This is a genomic window from Paraburkholderia sp. BR13439, assembly GCF_040948805.1.
GTDB classification, from domain to species: domain Bacteria; phylum Pseudomonadota; class Gammaproteobacteria; order Burkholderiales; family Burkholderiaceae; genus Paraburkholderia; species Paraburkholderia youngii.
In genome coordinates this window covers 138,443-153,639 of record NZ_JBFPKN010000002.1, presented here as the reverse complement: position 1 = coordinate 153,639, position 15,197 = coordinate 138,443, and the positions used below count along the sequence as shown (strand labels likewise).

General features: G+C 65.9%; 14 protein-coding genes. 5 read left to right on the top strand and 9 right to left on the bottom strand.

The genetic code is table 11. The annotated features are described in order from the left end of the window. Positions 1 to 103: 103 nt before the first annotated feature. Both AB3X96_RS04635 and argG read right to left on the bottom strand, forming a co-directional pair. Positions 104 to 1,135, bottom strand: a complete 1,032-nt coding sequence (locus AB3X96_RS04635) for a diguanylate cyclase (RefSeq protein WP_368588766.1) — start codon at positions 1,133 to 1,135, stop codon at positions 104 to 106. Positions 1,136 to 1,314: 179 nt separating this feature from the next. Beyond that, entirely contained in the window at positions 1,315 to 2,649 is a 1,335-nt protein-coding gene (argG, locus tag AB3X96_RS04630) for an argininosuccinate synthase (RefSeq protein ID WP_176369170.1), read from the bottom strand. Between the two features lie 310 nt (positions 2,650 to 2,959). Here argG and AB3X96_RS04625 point away from each other — a divergent pair, with 310 nt between their 5' ends. Both AB3X96_RS04625 and AB3X96_RS04620 read left to right on the top strand, forming a co-directional pair. Beyond that, the gene (locus tag AB3X96_RS04625) at positions 2,960 to 4,177 is read left to right on the top strand and encodes an amidohydrolase family protein (RefSeq protein ID WP_368588765.1); all 1,218 of its coding nucleotides are present in this window, start codon (positions 2,960 to 2,962) and stop codon (positions 4,175 to 4,177) included. 62 nt (positions 4,178 to 4,239) lie between these two features. Beyond that, positions 4,240 to 5,169 (top strand): LysR substrate-binding domain-containing protein, encoded by a 930-nt coding sequence (locus tag AB3X96_RS04620; RefSeq protein WP_368588764.1) that lies wholly within the window; start codon positions 4,240 to 4,242, stop codon positions 5,167 to 5,169. 18 nt (positions 5,170 to 5,187) lie between these two features. On the opposite strand, the gene phnX is transcribed toward AB3X96_RS04620, so the two are convergent. Both phnX and AB3X96_RS04610 read right to left on the bottom strand, forming a co-directional pair. Then, positions 5,188 to 5,991 carry a phosphonoacetaldehyde hydrolase gene (gene phnX / locus AB3X96_RS04615; RefSeq protein WP_368588763.1) on the bottom strand — a complete coding sequence of 268 codons (804 nt, stop codon included), beginning with the start codon at positions 5,989 to 5,991 and terminating at the stop codon, positions 5,188 to 5,190. Between the two features lie 48 nt (positions 5,992 to 6,039). Further along, positions 6,040 to 7,293 carry a 2-aminoethylphosphonate--pyruvate transaminase gene (locus AB3X96_RS04610; RefSeq protein ID WP_368588762.1) on the bottom strand — a complete coding sequence of 418 codons (1,254 nt, stop codon included), beginning with the start codon at positions 7,291 to 7,293 and terminating at the stop codon, positions 6,040 to 6,042. Positions 7,294 to 7,411: 118 nt separating this feature from the next. Between AB3X96_RS04610 and AB3X96_RS04605 the strand changes: the two genes are divergently transcribed. Further along, entirely contained in the window at positions 7,412 to 8,311 is a 900-nt protein-coding gene (locus tag AB3X96_RS04605; RefSeq protein WP_368588761.1) for a LysR substrate-binding domain-containing protein, read from the top strand. Between the two features lie 114 nt (positions 8,312 to 8,425). Here AB3X96_RS04605 and AB3X96_RS04600 read toward each other — a convergent pair whose 3' ends face one another. After that, positions 8,426 to 9,172: a glucose 1-dehydrogenase gene (locus AB3X96_RS04600; RefSeq protein WP_368588760.1), complete on the bottom strand. Its 747-nt coding sequence runs from the start codon at positions 9,170 to 9,172 to the stop codon at positions 8,426 to 8,428. 662 nt (positions 9,173 to 9,834) lie between these two features. On the opposite strand from AB3X96_RS04600, the gene AB3X96_RS04595 reads away from it, so the two are divergent. Next, positions 9,835 to 10,722 (top strand): LysR family transcriptional regulator, encoded by an 888-nt coding sequence (locus AB3X96_RS04595; protein WP_368588759.1) that lies wholly within the window; start codon positions 9,835 to 9,837, stop codon positions 10,720 to 10,722. A gap of 35 nt (positions 10,723 to 10,757) precedes the next feature. On the opposite strand, the gene AB3X96_RS04590 is transcribed toward AB3X96_RS04595, so the two are convergent. From AB3X96_RS04590 to AB3X96_RS04580, 3 genes are all read right to left on the bottom strand, one after another. After that, positions 10,758 to 11,129 (bottom strand): copper resistance protein CopC, encoded by a 372-nt coding sequence (locus tag AB3X96_RS04590; protein ID WP_368588758.1) that lies wholly within the window; start codon positions 11,127 to 11,129, stop codon positions 10,758 to 10,760. A 19-nt stretch (positions 11,130 to 11,148) separates the two neighbouring features. Next, positions 11,149 to 12,081, bottom strand: coding sequence for a hypothetical protein (locus AB3X96_RS04585; protein ID WP_368588757.1), 933 nt, complete (start codon positions 12,079 to 12,081; stop codon positions 11,149 to 11,151). 108 nt (positions 12,082 to 12,189) lie between these two features. Beyond that, entirely contained in the window at positions 12,190 to 12,648 is a 459-nt protein-coding gene (locus AB3X96_RS04580; RefSeq protein ID WP_368588756.1) for a DUF2946 domain-containing protein, read from the bottom strand. 206 nt (positions 12,649 to 12,854) lie between these two features. Here AB3X96_RS04580 and AB3X96_RS04575 point away from each other — a divergent pair, with 206 nt between their 5' ends. Continuing rightward, a complete protein-coding gene (locus AB3X96_RS04575; protein ID WP_368588755.1) occupies positions 12,855 to 14,204 on the top strand; it encodes a TAXI family TRAP transporter solute-binding subunit in 1,350 nt (449 codons plus the stop codon). A 27-nt stretch (positions 14,205 to 14,231) separates the two neighbouring features. Here AB3X96_RS04575 and AB3X96_RS04570 read toward each other — a convergent pair whose 3' ends face one another. Then, positions 14,232 to 15,143: a ProQ/FINO family protein gene (locus tag AB3X96_RS04570; RefSeq protein WP_368588754.1), complete on the bottom strand. Its 912-nt coding sequence runs from the start codon at positions 15,141 to 15,143 to the stop codon at positions 14,232 to 14,234. Positions 15,144 to 15,197: the final 54 nt, after the last annotated feature.

Here is a 15,197-nt window from a genome sequence, read left to right as displayed (position 1 = left end):
TGCGTCGACGTTCACTACGCGCTTCGATATTGCCACGATGACAACGGTTGGAAATGGGACGTTGGTCCTATAAGCCATGCCGCCGTCACGACGAAGACTAGAGCTACGCCATCGTCACGCGATTTCGCCCGTTATGCTTCGAGCGATACAACGCCCGGTCCGCGCTCGCGAAACCGTCGCGATGCGCGGGCCGCGATAAATCGCTGATACGTGTAAGCGACGCGCCTACGCTGACCGTCACCACCCCTAGCGGCGACGCGCGATGTTCGATCGCGAGATCCGCCACGCCCTGGCGCAGCGTTTCGAGCGTGTCTTCGAGCTTCGACTTCTGTGCTTCGAGCATCAGCAGTCCGAACTCCTCGCCGCCCATGCGCCCGACCACGAAGTGCTCGCTGTCGGCGGCAGCCTGCATCACCGAGGCGACCAGCCGCAGACAATGATCGCCGGCCTGATGGCCGTAGGTGTCGTTGTACTGCTTGAACCAGTCGACGTCGACGACCACCGAGCCCATCATGTCGCCCTCGCGCGCCTCCTTCCAGCGTCGCGCGATGGTTTCCAGCAGAAAGCGCCGGTTGTACAACTGCGTGAGCGGATCGATCGCGGTGGCCGTGCGCATCTTCAGATCGTTTTCGATCATCGCGCGCAGGTGGTAGAACACACCGCGCTGGCCCGCGTCGAGCCGGCCCGGTGCCGGGTCCATCGCGCATAGCGCGCCGACGATCTCGCCGTTCGGCGCACGCAGCGCGATCGCCGCGTAAAAGCGCACGAACGGATGACGCTTGACCAGCATGCATTCACCGAAACGGCTGTCGTTGTGAGCATCCTCGATCACGAACAGATCGGCGTCGCGCACCGCGTAGTCGGCGAGCGAACGCGCGCGCGTGACGAGCGGCATCGCCATGCCGACCTCGGCGCGATAGTGCTGATACTCCTCGTCGAGCAGCACGATCGCGGTAATCGCCGCGCCGGTCACGCTCTTCAGAATCTCCGCCGCGTGCGTGAAGCACTCGCGCATCACCTGATCGTCGTGCAACAGCCACTCGATGACCGAAGACTCCACCTCGGGTTCGCCGCCGGCGGTCGAGTCGACTGGCAACCGGCTGGCGAGGCGGTCGATACTGTGAGCGAGTTGCACGGAAGGGTTCCAGAATGGGCTTAGCTTATGTCAACGGCATAGGCAGGCCAAACTTGAGCACAGAATGTGGGACCGCAAGCATGCGCCGGAGCGCATCCGGCGGCCCCAAAGAAAATGGGCCGGCTCTCGCGAGCCGGCCCATCGATCGATGCGACGTTGAGATAATCGGACCCGCCGCTTTACTCCTTGTCGCCCTTCACCTGCGGCAGCGCCGACGTCTCGTTCGACGACAGCAGACCCACCTGCGAGTAAATGCGCAGCTTGTCGCGCGTGTCCTTGATGTCGAGGTTGCGCATCGTCAGCTGGCCGATGCGGTCGCGCGGCGAGAACGTCGATGCGACCTTCTCCATCGACAGACGCTCGGGCTGATACGTGAGGTTCGGCGACTTCGTGCTGAGGATCGAGTAGTCGTTGCCGCGGCGCAGCTCGACGGTCACTTCGCCGGTGATCGCACGCGCGACCCAGCGCTGCGCGGTTTCGCGCAGCATGATCGCCTGCGGATCGAACCAGCGGCCCTGATACAGCAGACGACCGAGACGGCGGCCGTTCTCACGGAACTGCTCGATCGTGTCTTCGTTATGGATGCCGGTGACGAGACGCTCGTAAGCGATATTCAGCAGCGCGAGGCCCGGGGCTTCATAGATGCCGCGGCTCTTCGCCTCGATGATGCGGTTCTCGATCTGGTCGCTCATGCCCAGACCATGACGGCCGCCGATACGGTTCGCTTCGAGCAGCAGTTCGACCGCGTTCGGGAACGTCTGGCCGTTCAGCGCGACCGGCTGGCCTTCCTCGAAGCGGATCGTCACTTCTTCCTTGGCGATCTGCACGTCGTCGCGCCAGAACGCGACGCCCATGATCGGATTCACGATCTTGATGCCGGACTCGAGGCTTTCGAGATCCTTCGCTTCGTGCGTCGCGCCGAGCAGGTTCGAGTCGGTCGAATAGGCCTTTTCAGCCGACATCTTGTAGTCGAAACCCGACTGGCGCATGAACTCGGACATTTCAGCGCGGCCGCCGAGTTCGTCGATGAACAGCTGGTCGAGCCACGGCTTGTAGATCTGCAGGTTCGGATTGACGAGCAGACCGTAGCGGTAGAAACGCTCGATGTCGTTGCCCTTGTACGTGCTGCCGTCTCCCCAGATGTTGACGCCGTCTTCCTTCATCGCGGCGACCAGCATCGTGCCGGTCACGGCACGGCCGATCGGCGTGGTGTTGAAGTAGGTGACGCCCGCCGTCGAGATATGGAACGCGCCGCACTGCAGCGCTGCGATGCCTTCCGCGACCAGTTGCGCGCGGCAGTCGATCAGGCGCGCGCCTTCGGCGCCATATTGCGTGGCGCGACGCGGGATCGAATCGTAGTCGTCTTCGTCGGGCTGACCGAGATTGGCCGTGTAGGCGTACGGCACGGCGCCCTTCTTGCGCATCCAGTGCAGCGCGGCGCTGGTGTCGAGGCCGCCGGAAAACGCGATGCCGACCTTCTGGCCGATCGGAAGACTTTCAAGGATTGTACTCATAAGCAGTAGCGTTAAACTCGACGTACGGGGAGATTTGGGGATAACAGCTGAGTATCGGGCAAGCCTGGCGATCAGGCAAGTTACGCGGGAGTATACCGCGAACCGCCGTCCGGCCTTGGATTTTGCCGGTCGGCGCGGCCCTCCGCCGCGATCTCGGCGTGTCGAATTCCCGGATTAATTCACGCTTTATCAGTTCGTAACGGGGACCGATTTATTATCGTCTCGGGGTAGCATCGCGGGTTGCGTCAACGCACCGGCCGCGTATCCCTTGCACCCCGTGCACCCCGTTCACTCCCCTTGCCTACCGCTCATGACCACGACCACTCCACGCCCCACGACGAACGCCTCGCTGATCACCAACGTGCGTCTCGCCGACGGCAAGCGCGTCGAGGTGTCGATCGTCGATGGCCGGATCGCCGCGCTCGGCGCCGCTCTGCCGCGCGAGCCCGGTGTGCCGGTCGAGGACGGCGGCGACGCGCTGCTGCTGCCAGGTTTCGTCGAAGGGCATACGCATCTGGACAAGACCAACTGGGGCTTGCGGTGGTATCGCAACGAAGTCGGGCCGAAGCTGACCGACCGCATCGAAAACGAGCGCCGCTGGCGCGCCGAAAGCGGCCACGACGCGGGTGCGCAATCACTCGCGCTCGCGCGCGCGTTTCTCGCGGCCGGCACGACGCGGGTGCGCACGCACGTCGATATCGACACCGACGCGGGCCTGCGCCATCTCGACGGCGTGCTGGCTACGCGCGACACACTGCGCGACGTGCTCGACCTGCAGATCGTCGCGTTTCCGCAGTCGGGGCTGCTCGGCCGGCCCGGCACCGACGCGCTGCTCGATCGTGCGCTCGGGGCGGGCGCCGACGCGCTCGGCGCGCTCGATCCCGCGCTGATCGACGGCGATCCGGTGAAGTCGCTCGATCTGACCTTCGCGCTCGCCGAGCGTCACCGCAAGCCGATCGACATTCATCTGCACGAGCCCGGCGAAATCGGCGCGTTCACGCTCGGTTTGCTGCTCGATCGCGTTGCCGCGCACGGCATGCAGGGGCAAGTAGTGGTGAGCCACGCGTTCTGTCTCGGCGCGCTGCCCGAGCGCGAACGCGATGCGCTGCTCGCGCGTATCGCCGAGCTGCGCGTCGCGCTGTTGACCACCGCGCCGCCGTCGGTGCCGGTGCCGCCGCTCACGGCTTGCCGCGCGCACGGCGTCACGCTGTTCGGCGGCAACGACGGGATTCGCGACACGTGGACGCCGTACGGCTCGCCCGACATGCTGGAACGGGCGATGCTGATCGCGATGCGCTACGGCCTGCGCCGCGACGACGATCTCGCGCTCGCGTTCGATTGCGTCAGCGGCGTCGCCGCGCGCGCCTGCGGATTCGAAGCTTACGGTTTGCAGCCGGGCGCCCGCGCCGATCTCGTGCTGGTCGATGCCGACACGCTCGCGCATGCGCTCGTCGCGCGGCCGGTGCGCAAGCTGGTGGTCGCCAACGGCCGCGTCGTCGCGCGCGATGGCGCGCTGCTCGCGCGGTAGTTGAGCATGGGCGCGAACGCGGCCCCGCGGTGCGCAACAACAAAGACGTTTCTTGCACTCAGATGATCAATCTTTTTCAGGCCATGCAGGCTTTCGTCAAGGTCGCCGATGTCGGCAGCTTCGCTCAGGCCGCCGCGCAGCTGAACGTGTCGACATCGGTCGTCACGCGCCATGTGTCGGGCCTCGAACAGCATCTCGGCATTCGGCTGTTTCAGCGCACCACGCGCAAGGTCGTGCTGACCGAGGCCGGTGCGCAATACGCGGACGGTTGCCGCGTGTTGCTCGCCGAACTGGAGGAAGTGGAATCGCGCGCGACCACGGCGTCGCGCGAAGTGGCCGGCGACCTGCGCATCGTCGCGCTCGGCAGTTTTTCGCTGTTTCGGCTGACGCCGCTGTTCGCCGAATATCAGGCGCGCTTTCCGCAGGTGAACCTGCGCGTCACGCTGACGGAAAAACGCGTCGATCTGCTCGAAGGCGGCTTCGATGTCGGCATCGTGACCGAGCATATGATCCGTTCGGAGTCGCTGGTGGTGCGGCGTCTGATCAACTCGCACGCGGTGCCGGTGGCCGCGGCCGCGTATCTGGCGCAGGCCGGTCATCCGCAAACGCCGGCCGAGCTGGAGAGGCATCGGCTGATCGCCGCGCCGTTCGACACGACCGGCCCGATGTGGATCTTCCGCAAGGGGGACGGCGACGTCGACCGCACGAGCGAGGCCGGCGACGACAGCGGCGAGAGCATCGCGATCGATGCCTCGTTCACGGTCAACAGCATGATCATGCAGAAGCAGGCCGCGCTCGGTGCGATGGGCATCGCGCAGCTGCCGCTCGAAATGGTCGAGGACGAATTGCGCGCCGGCACGCTGGTGCGCGTGCTCGAGGGCTACTCGGTGCTCAATGGCGACGTGGCCGTGTCGCTGGTGTACCCGAGCCGCGAGTTCGTGCCGCGCAAGGTGCGCGAGTTCATCGATCTCGCGGTCGGTTTCTTCAAGTGACGTTATCGGGCTGACGCTTCAAGGCCGCTCGCCGCGCGCGAGCCGCGCGTCGATGTCGTACACGACGGGCATCAGATCCGCGACGCTGTCGATCACGTAATGCGCGCCCGCCGCCTTCAACCTGGTCGTCGCGGCGGTGCGGCGCGCGGCGAATTCGTCGGCCGGCAGCGCCTTCACCTCGGCCTCGCTCATGCCGAACGCGTTGCCGCTCACCGCGACGCCGACCGCCCACGTGCCGCCGTTGATGCCCTCTTCGATGCCGACCTCGGTGTCGTCGACCTTGATCGCCTCTTTCGCGCGCCATACGCCGAGCTGCGGCAGCGTCCGGTAGATCATGTACGGCGACGGCCGTCCTTCCGGCGTATCGCCGGTGCATACGATGCTGTCCGGCGAGAAGCCCTGCGCGGCCGCGCCCGGCACGATTTCGTCGATGATCGCGCGGGTATAGCCGGTGGTCGTGCCGATGCGGATAGCGTCGTGACGCAGTGCGCTCGCGACTTCGGCGACGCCCGGGATCACCGCGCTATAGCTCGCCGCGACCGCGATGTTCTTCGGCACGAACACGTCGTACACGGCGTCGATATCCGCGTCGGTCGGTGTATGGCCGTGACGCTCGGCCCAAGCCTGCGCGACGCGCGGCAGCGCCATCAGCGCCGCGATATGCGGCCGCTTCGCCATGCCCATCGGGCCGCGTGCTTCGTCGATCGTGATCGGCACGCCGAACTGCTCGAAGGTCTCGACGAAGGCGCCCATCGGCGCGCGTGAACCGTAGTCGACCACCGTGCCGGCCCAATCGAAAATCACCGCCTTCACGTATTTCATCTGCTTGAATCCCCAGGAATCCGAATGTGTTGGGTTTGCCGTCGCGGCTCAGGCCGCCTGTGCGAGCGCCTTGCGTTCGTCGAGCGCGGCGGGCGGCGGCGCCGCGTGCGTGACGCCCATCGTGCGCAGCGCTTGCGCGCAGGCCTCGACCACGCGACGCATCACGTGCTCGTCGACCAGACCGATGCAGCCGATGCGGAAACTGTCGACCACCGTCAGCTTGCCCGGATAGATGATGAAGCCCTGCTCCTTCATCAGTTCATAGAAGCGCGCGAATTCGAACGACGGATGCGCGGGCGAGAAAAACGTCACGATGATCGGCGAGCGCCAGTGCGCGCTGAGCAGCGGCTCGAAGCCCAGCTCGTGCATGCCGGCCACCAGCACGTCGCGATTGTTCGCATAGCGCGCGAGCCGCGCGGGCTGCCCGCCTTCGAGCCTGAACAGCCGCAGCGCCTCGAGGAACGCAGCCACCGTATGCGTGGGCGGCGTGAAGCGCCACTGGCCCGTGCGATTCATCACGTCCCATTGATCGTGGAGATCGAGCGCGAGCGAATGGCTGCGGCCCTTCGCTTCGGCGAGCGCGCTCTTGCGCGCGATCACGAAGCCGAAACCCGGCACGCCCTCGATGCACTTGTTCGCCGAGGACACGAACGCCTCGCACGCGATCTGCCGCACGTCGAGCGGCACCGCGCCGAAGGCGCTCATCGAATCGATCAGCAGCTTGCGGCCGTGCTTCGCGACCGCGGCCGCAATTTCTTCGAGCGGATTGAGGATGCCGGAGCTCGTTTCGCAATGGATCGCGACCACGTGCGTGATCGACGGATCGGCGGCCAGCATGCGCTCGACTTCGACGCCGCGCGGCGGCAGGTAGTCGCCCTTGTCGAGCAGCGTGCAGAGACGGCCGAGGTAGCCGAGCGTGGTCGCCGCGCGCTTGCCGTACGCGCCGTTCGCGAGCACGAGCGCATGGCCGTCGCGCGGAATCAGGCTGCCGAGCATCGCTTCGACGCAGTAGCTGCCGCTGCCCTGCAGCGGCACGCAGTCGTAGTCGCCGGCGGTGTCGCCGGCGATTTCGAGCAGGCTCGCGCGCAACTGAGCGGTCATCGCGCGGAAGTCGCCGTCCCATGAGCCCCAGTCGCGCAGCATCGCCTGTTTCGTCGAGAGTGCCGTGGTCAGCGGACCCGGTGTCAACAAGTAAGGCTCGCCGCCAGCCGGCGCCGCGCAGGATGTCGTGCCACGGGTAACGGATGTTGCCGCGGCCGCAACGCTCAATGCCGCCGCCGAACCGCCGATCGCGCTTTTCATGTCGGGTACTCCGATATCGCTATGTCGATACCTCACACGATATAGAAACGCCGTCCATCGGTAAAATCGATATAATCGATGACAGTATCGTAAAAACTTATCGGTCGACGAGGCACACGTGCAGTACGCGCAATTGCGGGCGTTTCATGCGGTCGCTGAACATGGCGGCTTTTCTAAAGCGGCACAGGCGCTGTCCTTGACGCAGCCGGCGGTGTCGGACCATGTGCGGCGCCTCGAACAGGATTACGGCGTCAAGCTGTTCGAGCGTGGGCCGCGCGGCGTGGAGACGACCGAACTCGGGCTGCGCCTGTTCAGCGTGACGCGGCATATGCTCAGCTGCGAGCGTGATGCGCGTCAGTTGCTCGAATCGGCGGGCGGGCTGGAGTCGGGTTCGCTATCGCTCGCGGCCGATGCGCCCGATCTCGCCGTCGCGCTGATCGGCGCGTTTCGCCAGCGGCATCCGGGCATCGTCGTCACGCTGTCGATCGCCAATGCGGCCGAGTGCATGCAGCGCGTGCTGTCGAGTGCGGTCGACGCGGCGATCACGGCCGCGCCGCAAGTGCATAGCCGCCTGCAGTCGCGTGTGTTGCGGCGCGATCCGCTGGTCGCGATGGTGCCGGCCAGCTATGCGGCCGCGAAGAAGCGCCGCCTCAGCTACGCGGAGCTCGTCGAACAGCCGATGATCTTCCGCGAGCCGCAATCGGTCACCCAACAACTGCTCGAAATCGAGCTCGTGCGCGAGTCGTTGCAGGTCGAGCCGGTCATGTACGTGGATGGCCGCGAGGCGCTCGAGGAAGCGGTCGCGCAGGGAATCGGGGTCGGCGTGATCGCGCGCGCCGAGTTCAACGAGTCGCGGCGCATCAGGATGGTGCCGCTCGTCGACTGCCGCGTGCAGATGATCGAATCGCTGACGCGGCTCGCCGAGCGGCCGGGTTCGAATCTGCTCGACGCTTTTTTTGCGGTGGAATTGCCGGGAGCGGAAACCGAGGTCTCGGTCGGCGAGGTTCGACGCGCGTAGCTCGCGCGCCGTCGCTGCAACAGGCGGCGCGGCCGTCGTGCTACCGGCCGCGCCATCCGTTATCGCACTCGATCTGAAGAGCGGGTTGCCGGAAGCGTTGGCAACCCGTCGGACTCAACGCGCGCCGCCGCTCGCGATCAGGCTCTCGCCCGTCAACCAGCGCGCGTCGTCCGAAGCCAGGAACGTGACGACATCGGCGATATCGTCGGGTTGGCCGATACGGCCGAGCGGCGTCGTGCTGATCGCCCACGTTTCGAACTCCGAGCCCATCACGCCGGCGGTGTGCGCGCCTTCGGTTTCGACCACGCCCGGATTCACCGAATTCACGCGGATCTTGCGCGGACCGAGTTCCTTCGCGAGCACGCCGGTGATCGCATCGACCGCGCCCTTGGTCGCCGTGTAGACCGCGGTAGTCGCCGGTGTGATGCGGGTCACGACCGAGCTCACGTTGACGATGCTGCCGCCTTCGCCCAGATGTTTGGCCGCCGCCTGCGTCACCAGCAGCAGACCCAGCACATTCACATCGAAGTGCTTATGAAAATGCGCTTCGGTGATCTCGTCGAGCGTCGCGAATTCGTAGACACCCGAGTTGTTGACGAGAACGTCGAGCCGGCCATAGGTTTCGATCGCCGTATCGATGATGCCCTTCGCGTCCGCGGCCTTCGACACGTCGCCGCCAACCGCGACCGCCTTGCCGCCCGCCGCGGTGATATCGGCGACCACCTTGTCGGCGCCCGCGCGGCTCGACGCATAGTTCACCACGACCGACGCGCCTTGCGCCGCCAATGCCTTCGCAATCGCCGCACCGATGCCTTTCGATGCACCCGTTACAACCGCTACCTTGCCTGTGAGCTTGCTCATCATCGTGTCCTTTCAATGGTTCGCGCCGGCATGCCTCGCGAGAAGTCACGAGGTCCACGCCGCTAAAAGCTGGAAATGCAGTGGCGCTGTCACAGGTCGTAAATTTAGGCATCGCGTGAGCTCGGATAAAGCGGCTCGAGGCGAATTGACACGCCGCTTCCGACGAACAATCGATTCGAAGCGGATTTCGTTGGATATGTTTACGCGGGGCTTACGAAGATTTCGGGCAATACGCGCTGATCGGGTTCGCGGTGCATCTCGTACCAGATCGATGCATAAAACTCCTACGAGCAGACGCTACGATCAGGCGCTACACACTGAAAGCGCTTTATTCACTGCGCTTTTTATTCAATGCTTGCGCAGCAGCGCGATCTGCGCCGCCACGCTCGCGAGCACCGCGAGCGCACCGAGCGTATCGAGAATAATGGGCCACATGATCTCCCTCCTCCGCTATCTGCTGCCTCGACGTCACTTAAACGAATGCGCGCGGTATTGATTGAACGTCGAGGCCCAGCAGACAGATAGGGTTTGACGGTGCTGTTGCTATCATTCGTTGCCGCCGCGGAGCGCTCCTGCCGGAGCACAGAGCCGTAAACGGACATTCAGCGCGCGGCATTCCAACGCCAACCCGATCGCCGACGCATCACACCTCTGAGGCATGCATGGAATTTCGCCAACTTCGCTACTTCATCGCGGTCGCCGAGGAAATGAACATCACGCGGGCGGCCAATCGTCTGCATATGACGCAACCGCCGCTGTCGCGGCAGATCCAGCAGATCGAGGAAGACGTCGGCCTGCCGCTGTTCGAGCGCGGCTCGCGACCGTTGCGGCTCACCGAAGCCGGCCGCATTTTCTACACCCAGGCGAAGCGTCTGATCGATGAAGCCGACGAGCTCGCGCCGCTCACGCGACGGCTCGCACAACTCGCGGAGCGCATCGTGATCGGCTTCGTGCCGTCTACGCTGTATGGCGCGCTGCCCGCGGTGATCCGCTCGTTCCGCGAGGCCGCGCCGCATATCGAGCTATCGCTGATCGAGATGTTCACACTCGAGCAGTTGGCCGCGCTCAAAGGCGGCCGCATCGACGTCGGCTTCGGCCGCCTGTGCTTCGATGATGTGCAACTCGCGCGCGAAGTGCTGGTCGAGGAACGGATGATCGCGGCGTTGCCGCAGGACCATCCGCTCGCACGGCAGAAGAAGCCGCTGACGCTCGCCGCGCTCGCCGAGGAAACGCTGATCGTCTATCCAAGCACGCCGCGGCCGAGCTACGCGGACCAGCAGATCTCGGCGATGCAGGATCAGGCGCTGGAGCCGAAGGCGATTCACGAAGTGCGCGAGTTGCAGACCGCGCTCGGTCTGGTCGCCGCGCAGGTCGGCGTGTGTCTCGTGCCGGAGAGCGTCGAGGGCTTGCGCGCGCACGGCGTCGCGTACCGGCCGATTCCGTCGGCAAGCGCCGCGTCGCCGATCATCATGAGCCGGCGCCTGCAGGACGAATCGCCCGCGACGATGCTGATGTGCTCGCTCGCGCGGCAGTTGTTCAAGCGGGTTTGAGCGCCGCTTGCGCGAGCACGGCGCATCGTGCCGCCCTACTTCACATCGAAGCCATAGTCCCCATGCGTTCGATGCCCATCCGACGCCACCGCGACCCAATGCACGGTGTAGTGTCCGGCCGCGAGCGTCGGCAGCGGCAGCGTCATCACCGCGGGTTGCCGCGCATCCACCGATGACTTCTGCGTGCCGACCTGCTTGCCGCTCGCATCGGTGACGCTCAGCGAGCTGAACGCCGGTTCGAGCGGCCCGTCGAAGGTCACCTTGACCTGCGCGGGCGCGGCCACCGATGCGCCCGCGCCCGGCTCCTGCTTCTGCGGAAACACATGCGCGAGTGCCGCGCTCGCGAACGTCACACCGGCGATCAGTGCCGCCAGGCGCATTGCGTGATATTCGAATCTGTTCATCATCGTTTTTCTCCTGCACTACTCATGGGAACAGCGGCTTGCCGAGCGTAGTCGGCGCAATGTCGTCGAAGAACAAGTGCGCCTGCACCAGAATGCCGACGTGCGAGCCGCTCGCACGGTTGATCGGAATCTGTGCCTCGACGCCGAACTGTCCGTAGCGATTGATCCAGATAAAGCCCGGATTGACCGTGCCGGTCGTCTGCCCCTGGCTGCGCGACAGCGGGACCTCGACGAGCGGGATCAGGTTCGAGAACGGCTGCGGCAGACCCGCGTCGTGCACGTGCTGCTGCAGATACGGCAGGCTGTACTGCACGGTGAAGCCGTAGTTGAACGCGTTCGGCTGACCCGCGCCGGTGTTGAGCGCGGGGGCCGCCTCGGCCGTGATCGCGACCGGGCGCAGATACGCGAGCGAATCGGGCAGATCGCCCATGCCCTTGCCGATGTAGACGGTCGGCGAGATCGTCGAGAAGTTGTCGGCAATCGCTCGACTGCCGGTGCCGCCGAGCTCCGCAGTGACGCCGATCGACGTCATCAGCTCGTGCGGCTCGTTCACGTACAGCAGGTACTTGAGGCCGACGCCGAAGTTGTTGAAGCCGGCCGCGCGCGGGTTGTTCTGAAGCACGTACGCGCCGTCGATCGACACGGCCAGACGCGGCGTGATCAGCTTGTCGTACTCGAAGCTGAACGTGTTGATGCTCTGGTCGCCGTTGTCGCCAGGCACGCGCTGATGGCCGTACTCGAGGTTGGCTTCGTCGCCGACGCCGGGGTCGTCGACCGCGAGCGTCGCGGGGAAGACGCGGTTGCCCGCGATCGCGTGCGCCTGCGCGATGGACGGCGCGGTGATCAGGCCTACGACGCCGCACGCGGCGTAAGCGGTGTAGGCGACATAGGTGGCGGCCGCGATGAGCGGCGCCGCGCGCGGCGGACGGCCACCGCGCGTTGCTGATGTGTGCATGAGTGCATCCTGTCTGTTCGGTGATGACGAGGCCGGCGCGCGCCGTCGAACGGACGCGCGCGAGCAAGCGCGATGCACGTAGGCGCATCGCGTCGTAAGGGATTCGGATCAGGAAGCGGAAGGCGGGGCGCGGGGCTGCGCGAAGGTCAGCGGTTCGACACGGCGCACGCTGTTATAGCGCGTCACGGCCGTGTGCTGGCGCGCGCGGACCGCGGCGACGAACAGCATGCCGACGCTCGGCATCACCGGCAGATGCGCGAGCAGGCTGCAATAGCCGCAGGCATCGCCGGACATCTGCGCGTGCTTGTCCGTGGGATTGCCGGTGTCGTCGGTGTTGTCTGGCGGGTTGGCGATGGCCTGGGTGGGCTCGGGCGTGTCGTCCTGGATCCGCATGCCCGGCATCGACGCCATGTCGTCCATCGACGCCATCTGGCAATGCTCGCCCATCATCGCGTCGGCATGGCGATGGGCGGCGAGCGTCTGCGAGATCGTCGGCGCGAGCGTCGACAGCAGGATCGCGAGCGATCCCAGCCAGCTGCCGATCTTCCGATGCCGACGATTCAACATGCGCCCAGCGACACTCCGCGAGTTGTGAAGTCCACTACTGCAAGACCGCGATTTGCGGCAAATTATGCCATGTACGCGTTATTCTCCGGCCGCGAGCGGCAGGCTCCGTCGAGCGCCGCGCGCCCGGTCGATAGAACGAACCGTTACGGCAAAGCCACCGCGCACAGGCGACAATGCCTGCTCCCGGCTTCAAGCACGGAGTATTCATGAAAGCGCAGCGTCCGCGTCCTCCGCACTTTTCCGCCGAACTTACGCGCGCCGAATGGCGCGAGCACCTGCTGCCCTACTTCATCACGGCGCTGCTGATCGCGTTCGCGATCGTGCTGATCGTCTGGATCGCCAACCCGGCGCCGCCGCGCACGATCACGATCAGCGCCGGCCCGCGCGACAGCTCGTTCGTCGTCACTGCGAACCAGTACCGCAAGATTCTCGCGCGCAACGGCATCCGCCTGAACGTGCTCGAATCCGATGGGTCCGTGCAGAACCTGCAGCGGCTGCTGGACCCGAAGCAGCAAGTCGATATCGCGTTCGTGCAAGGCGGGGTGGCCCAGAGGCTGGATACGTCGTCGCTGGTGTCGCTCGGCAGCGTGTTCTATGTGCCGATCGTGGTGTTCTATCGTGGCGCGGCGCTCGCGCAACTGGCGCAGCTCGAAGGCAAGCGGATCGCGGTCGGCCGCGAAGGCAGCGGCACGCGGCTGCTCGCGCTGCAACTGCTCGCGGCGAACGGCATCGAGCCAGGCGGCGCGACGACGCTGGTGCCGAGCGACGGTCTGCAGGCCGCCACGCAGCTGGTCGCCGGCGAGGTCGACGCGGCGCTCCTGAGCGGCGACTCGGCGACGCGCGGCCTGATGCTGCGGCTGTTGCGCGTACCCGGCATTTCGGTGATGAATTTCGACGAAGCCAGCGCCTATACGCGCGTGTTTCCGTTTCTCGACCAGATCGACCTGCCGCCCGGCGTGCTCGACCTGAAGCGGCGCATTCCGCCCGAGACCGTCCACCTGATCAGTCCGACGGTCGAACTCGTCGCGCGCAGCACGCTGCATCCGGCGATCTCGGATCTGCTGATCGAGGCGGCGCAGGAAGTACATGGCGCCGCGGGCCTGTTGCAGCACGCCGGCCAGTTCCCGACACCGGTCGAGCACGAATACCGGATCAGCGAGGACGCGCAGCGCTATTACCGGACCGGCAAGGGCTTTTTGTATCGGACGCTGCCGTTCTGGCTCGCGAGCATCGGCGATCGCACGCTGGTCCTGCTGTTGCCGATCGCCGTGCTGCTGTTGCCCGCGATGCGGGTGATCCCGGCGCTGTACCGGTGGCGGGTGCGCTCGCGCATCTATCGTTATTACGGTTCGTTGATCGCGATCGAGCGGCACGCGCTCGCCGGCGCAACCGATGAGGAGCGCACACAGCTACTGGGACAACTGGACGAGATCGAGGCGGCGCTGAACCACCTGCGCATGCCGCTGGCGTATGCGGATGCGTTTTATGTGCTGCGGGAGCATGTGGGATTCGTGCGCAGCCGGCTGACGGCTGCGCCGCACGTCATGGCCTCGTGAGCGAGGCCGCGACGGGTTATGCCAGGGTTAGGCCTGGGAGGGAGTGGAAGCTTGCGTCTCGTGTTGTGCGCTGGTTTGCGCCTGGGCGTCCCCGCTGCCCGCGGCATTCGGTGCTACGGTTTCCGGCGTTGCAGCAGCGGCATCCGCTTGCGGAACCGCCTGTTCCACGACTGGCGCTACCGCTGCTTCGGCCTGCGGCTCGTCGGCGGTCGCCGTCTCGGACGGTGATGGTGTACCGGCATCGGTCGGGGCATTCGCGCTTGCCGTCGCCGCGGCGGCCTTCTGTGCGCCCTTCGCCGCGCGATGCGCGAGCAGGCGCTGCGCACCGGCCGCTTCCTGCGCCGTGACCTTGCCGGCTTCGACGCCCGCCAGATCGACGCGCGCGGCGCCTTCGACGAGGCTCTTCCAGTAGCGCCCGCCACGGCACCACGTCTTGATCGCGTCGCGCAGCTCGGCTTCGGTCAGCGACAGCTCCTTCGCATGCACGACGAGATCTTCGAAAACGCCGATCTTCAGCGGCAGCTTCGGGGCCGGATTCTTCGGGAAAGCGACCGGGAAACGCTTTTGCAGACGACCGATCGAGCGCACCACCGGGTCCACGGGCTTGGCGTCGACCGCCGCCGGCCTGGCGGGCGCGGCGCCCTCGGGTGCGGCGTGGCGCGGCTGCGGGCGGCCGGGTCGCGTGCCCGGCTTGCCGTCCGGCCGACCACCGGCCTTCGCAGCCGGCTTTCCGCCGGGCCGGCCACCGGGCTTCGTGCCCGGATTGGCGCCACGCTCGGCGTTAGAGCCAGGATGTGCCCCAGGATTTGAAGCGGGCTTGCCAGCGGACTTCGAAGCGGGGCGCGCAGCCGATTTGCGATCGGGCTTGCCGGCGCCCTCGGCGGCGGCTCGCGCCGCGGCCAGTTGCTTCTTCAGTTCAGCGAGTTGTTCGAAACCCATAGTGCACAACCAATCTGTCGATCCGTAAAAATGAGATTGTAGCAGCGTGCGCCT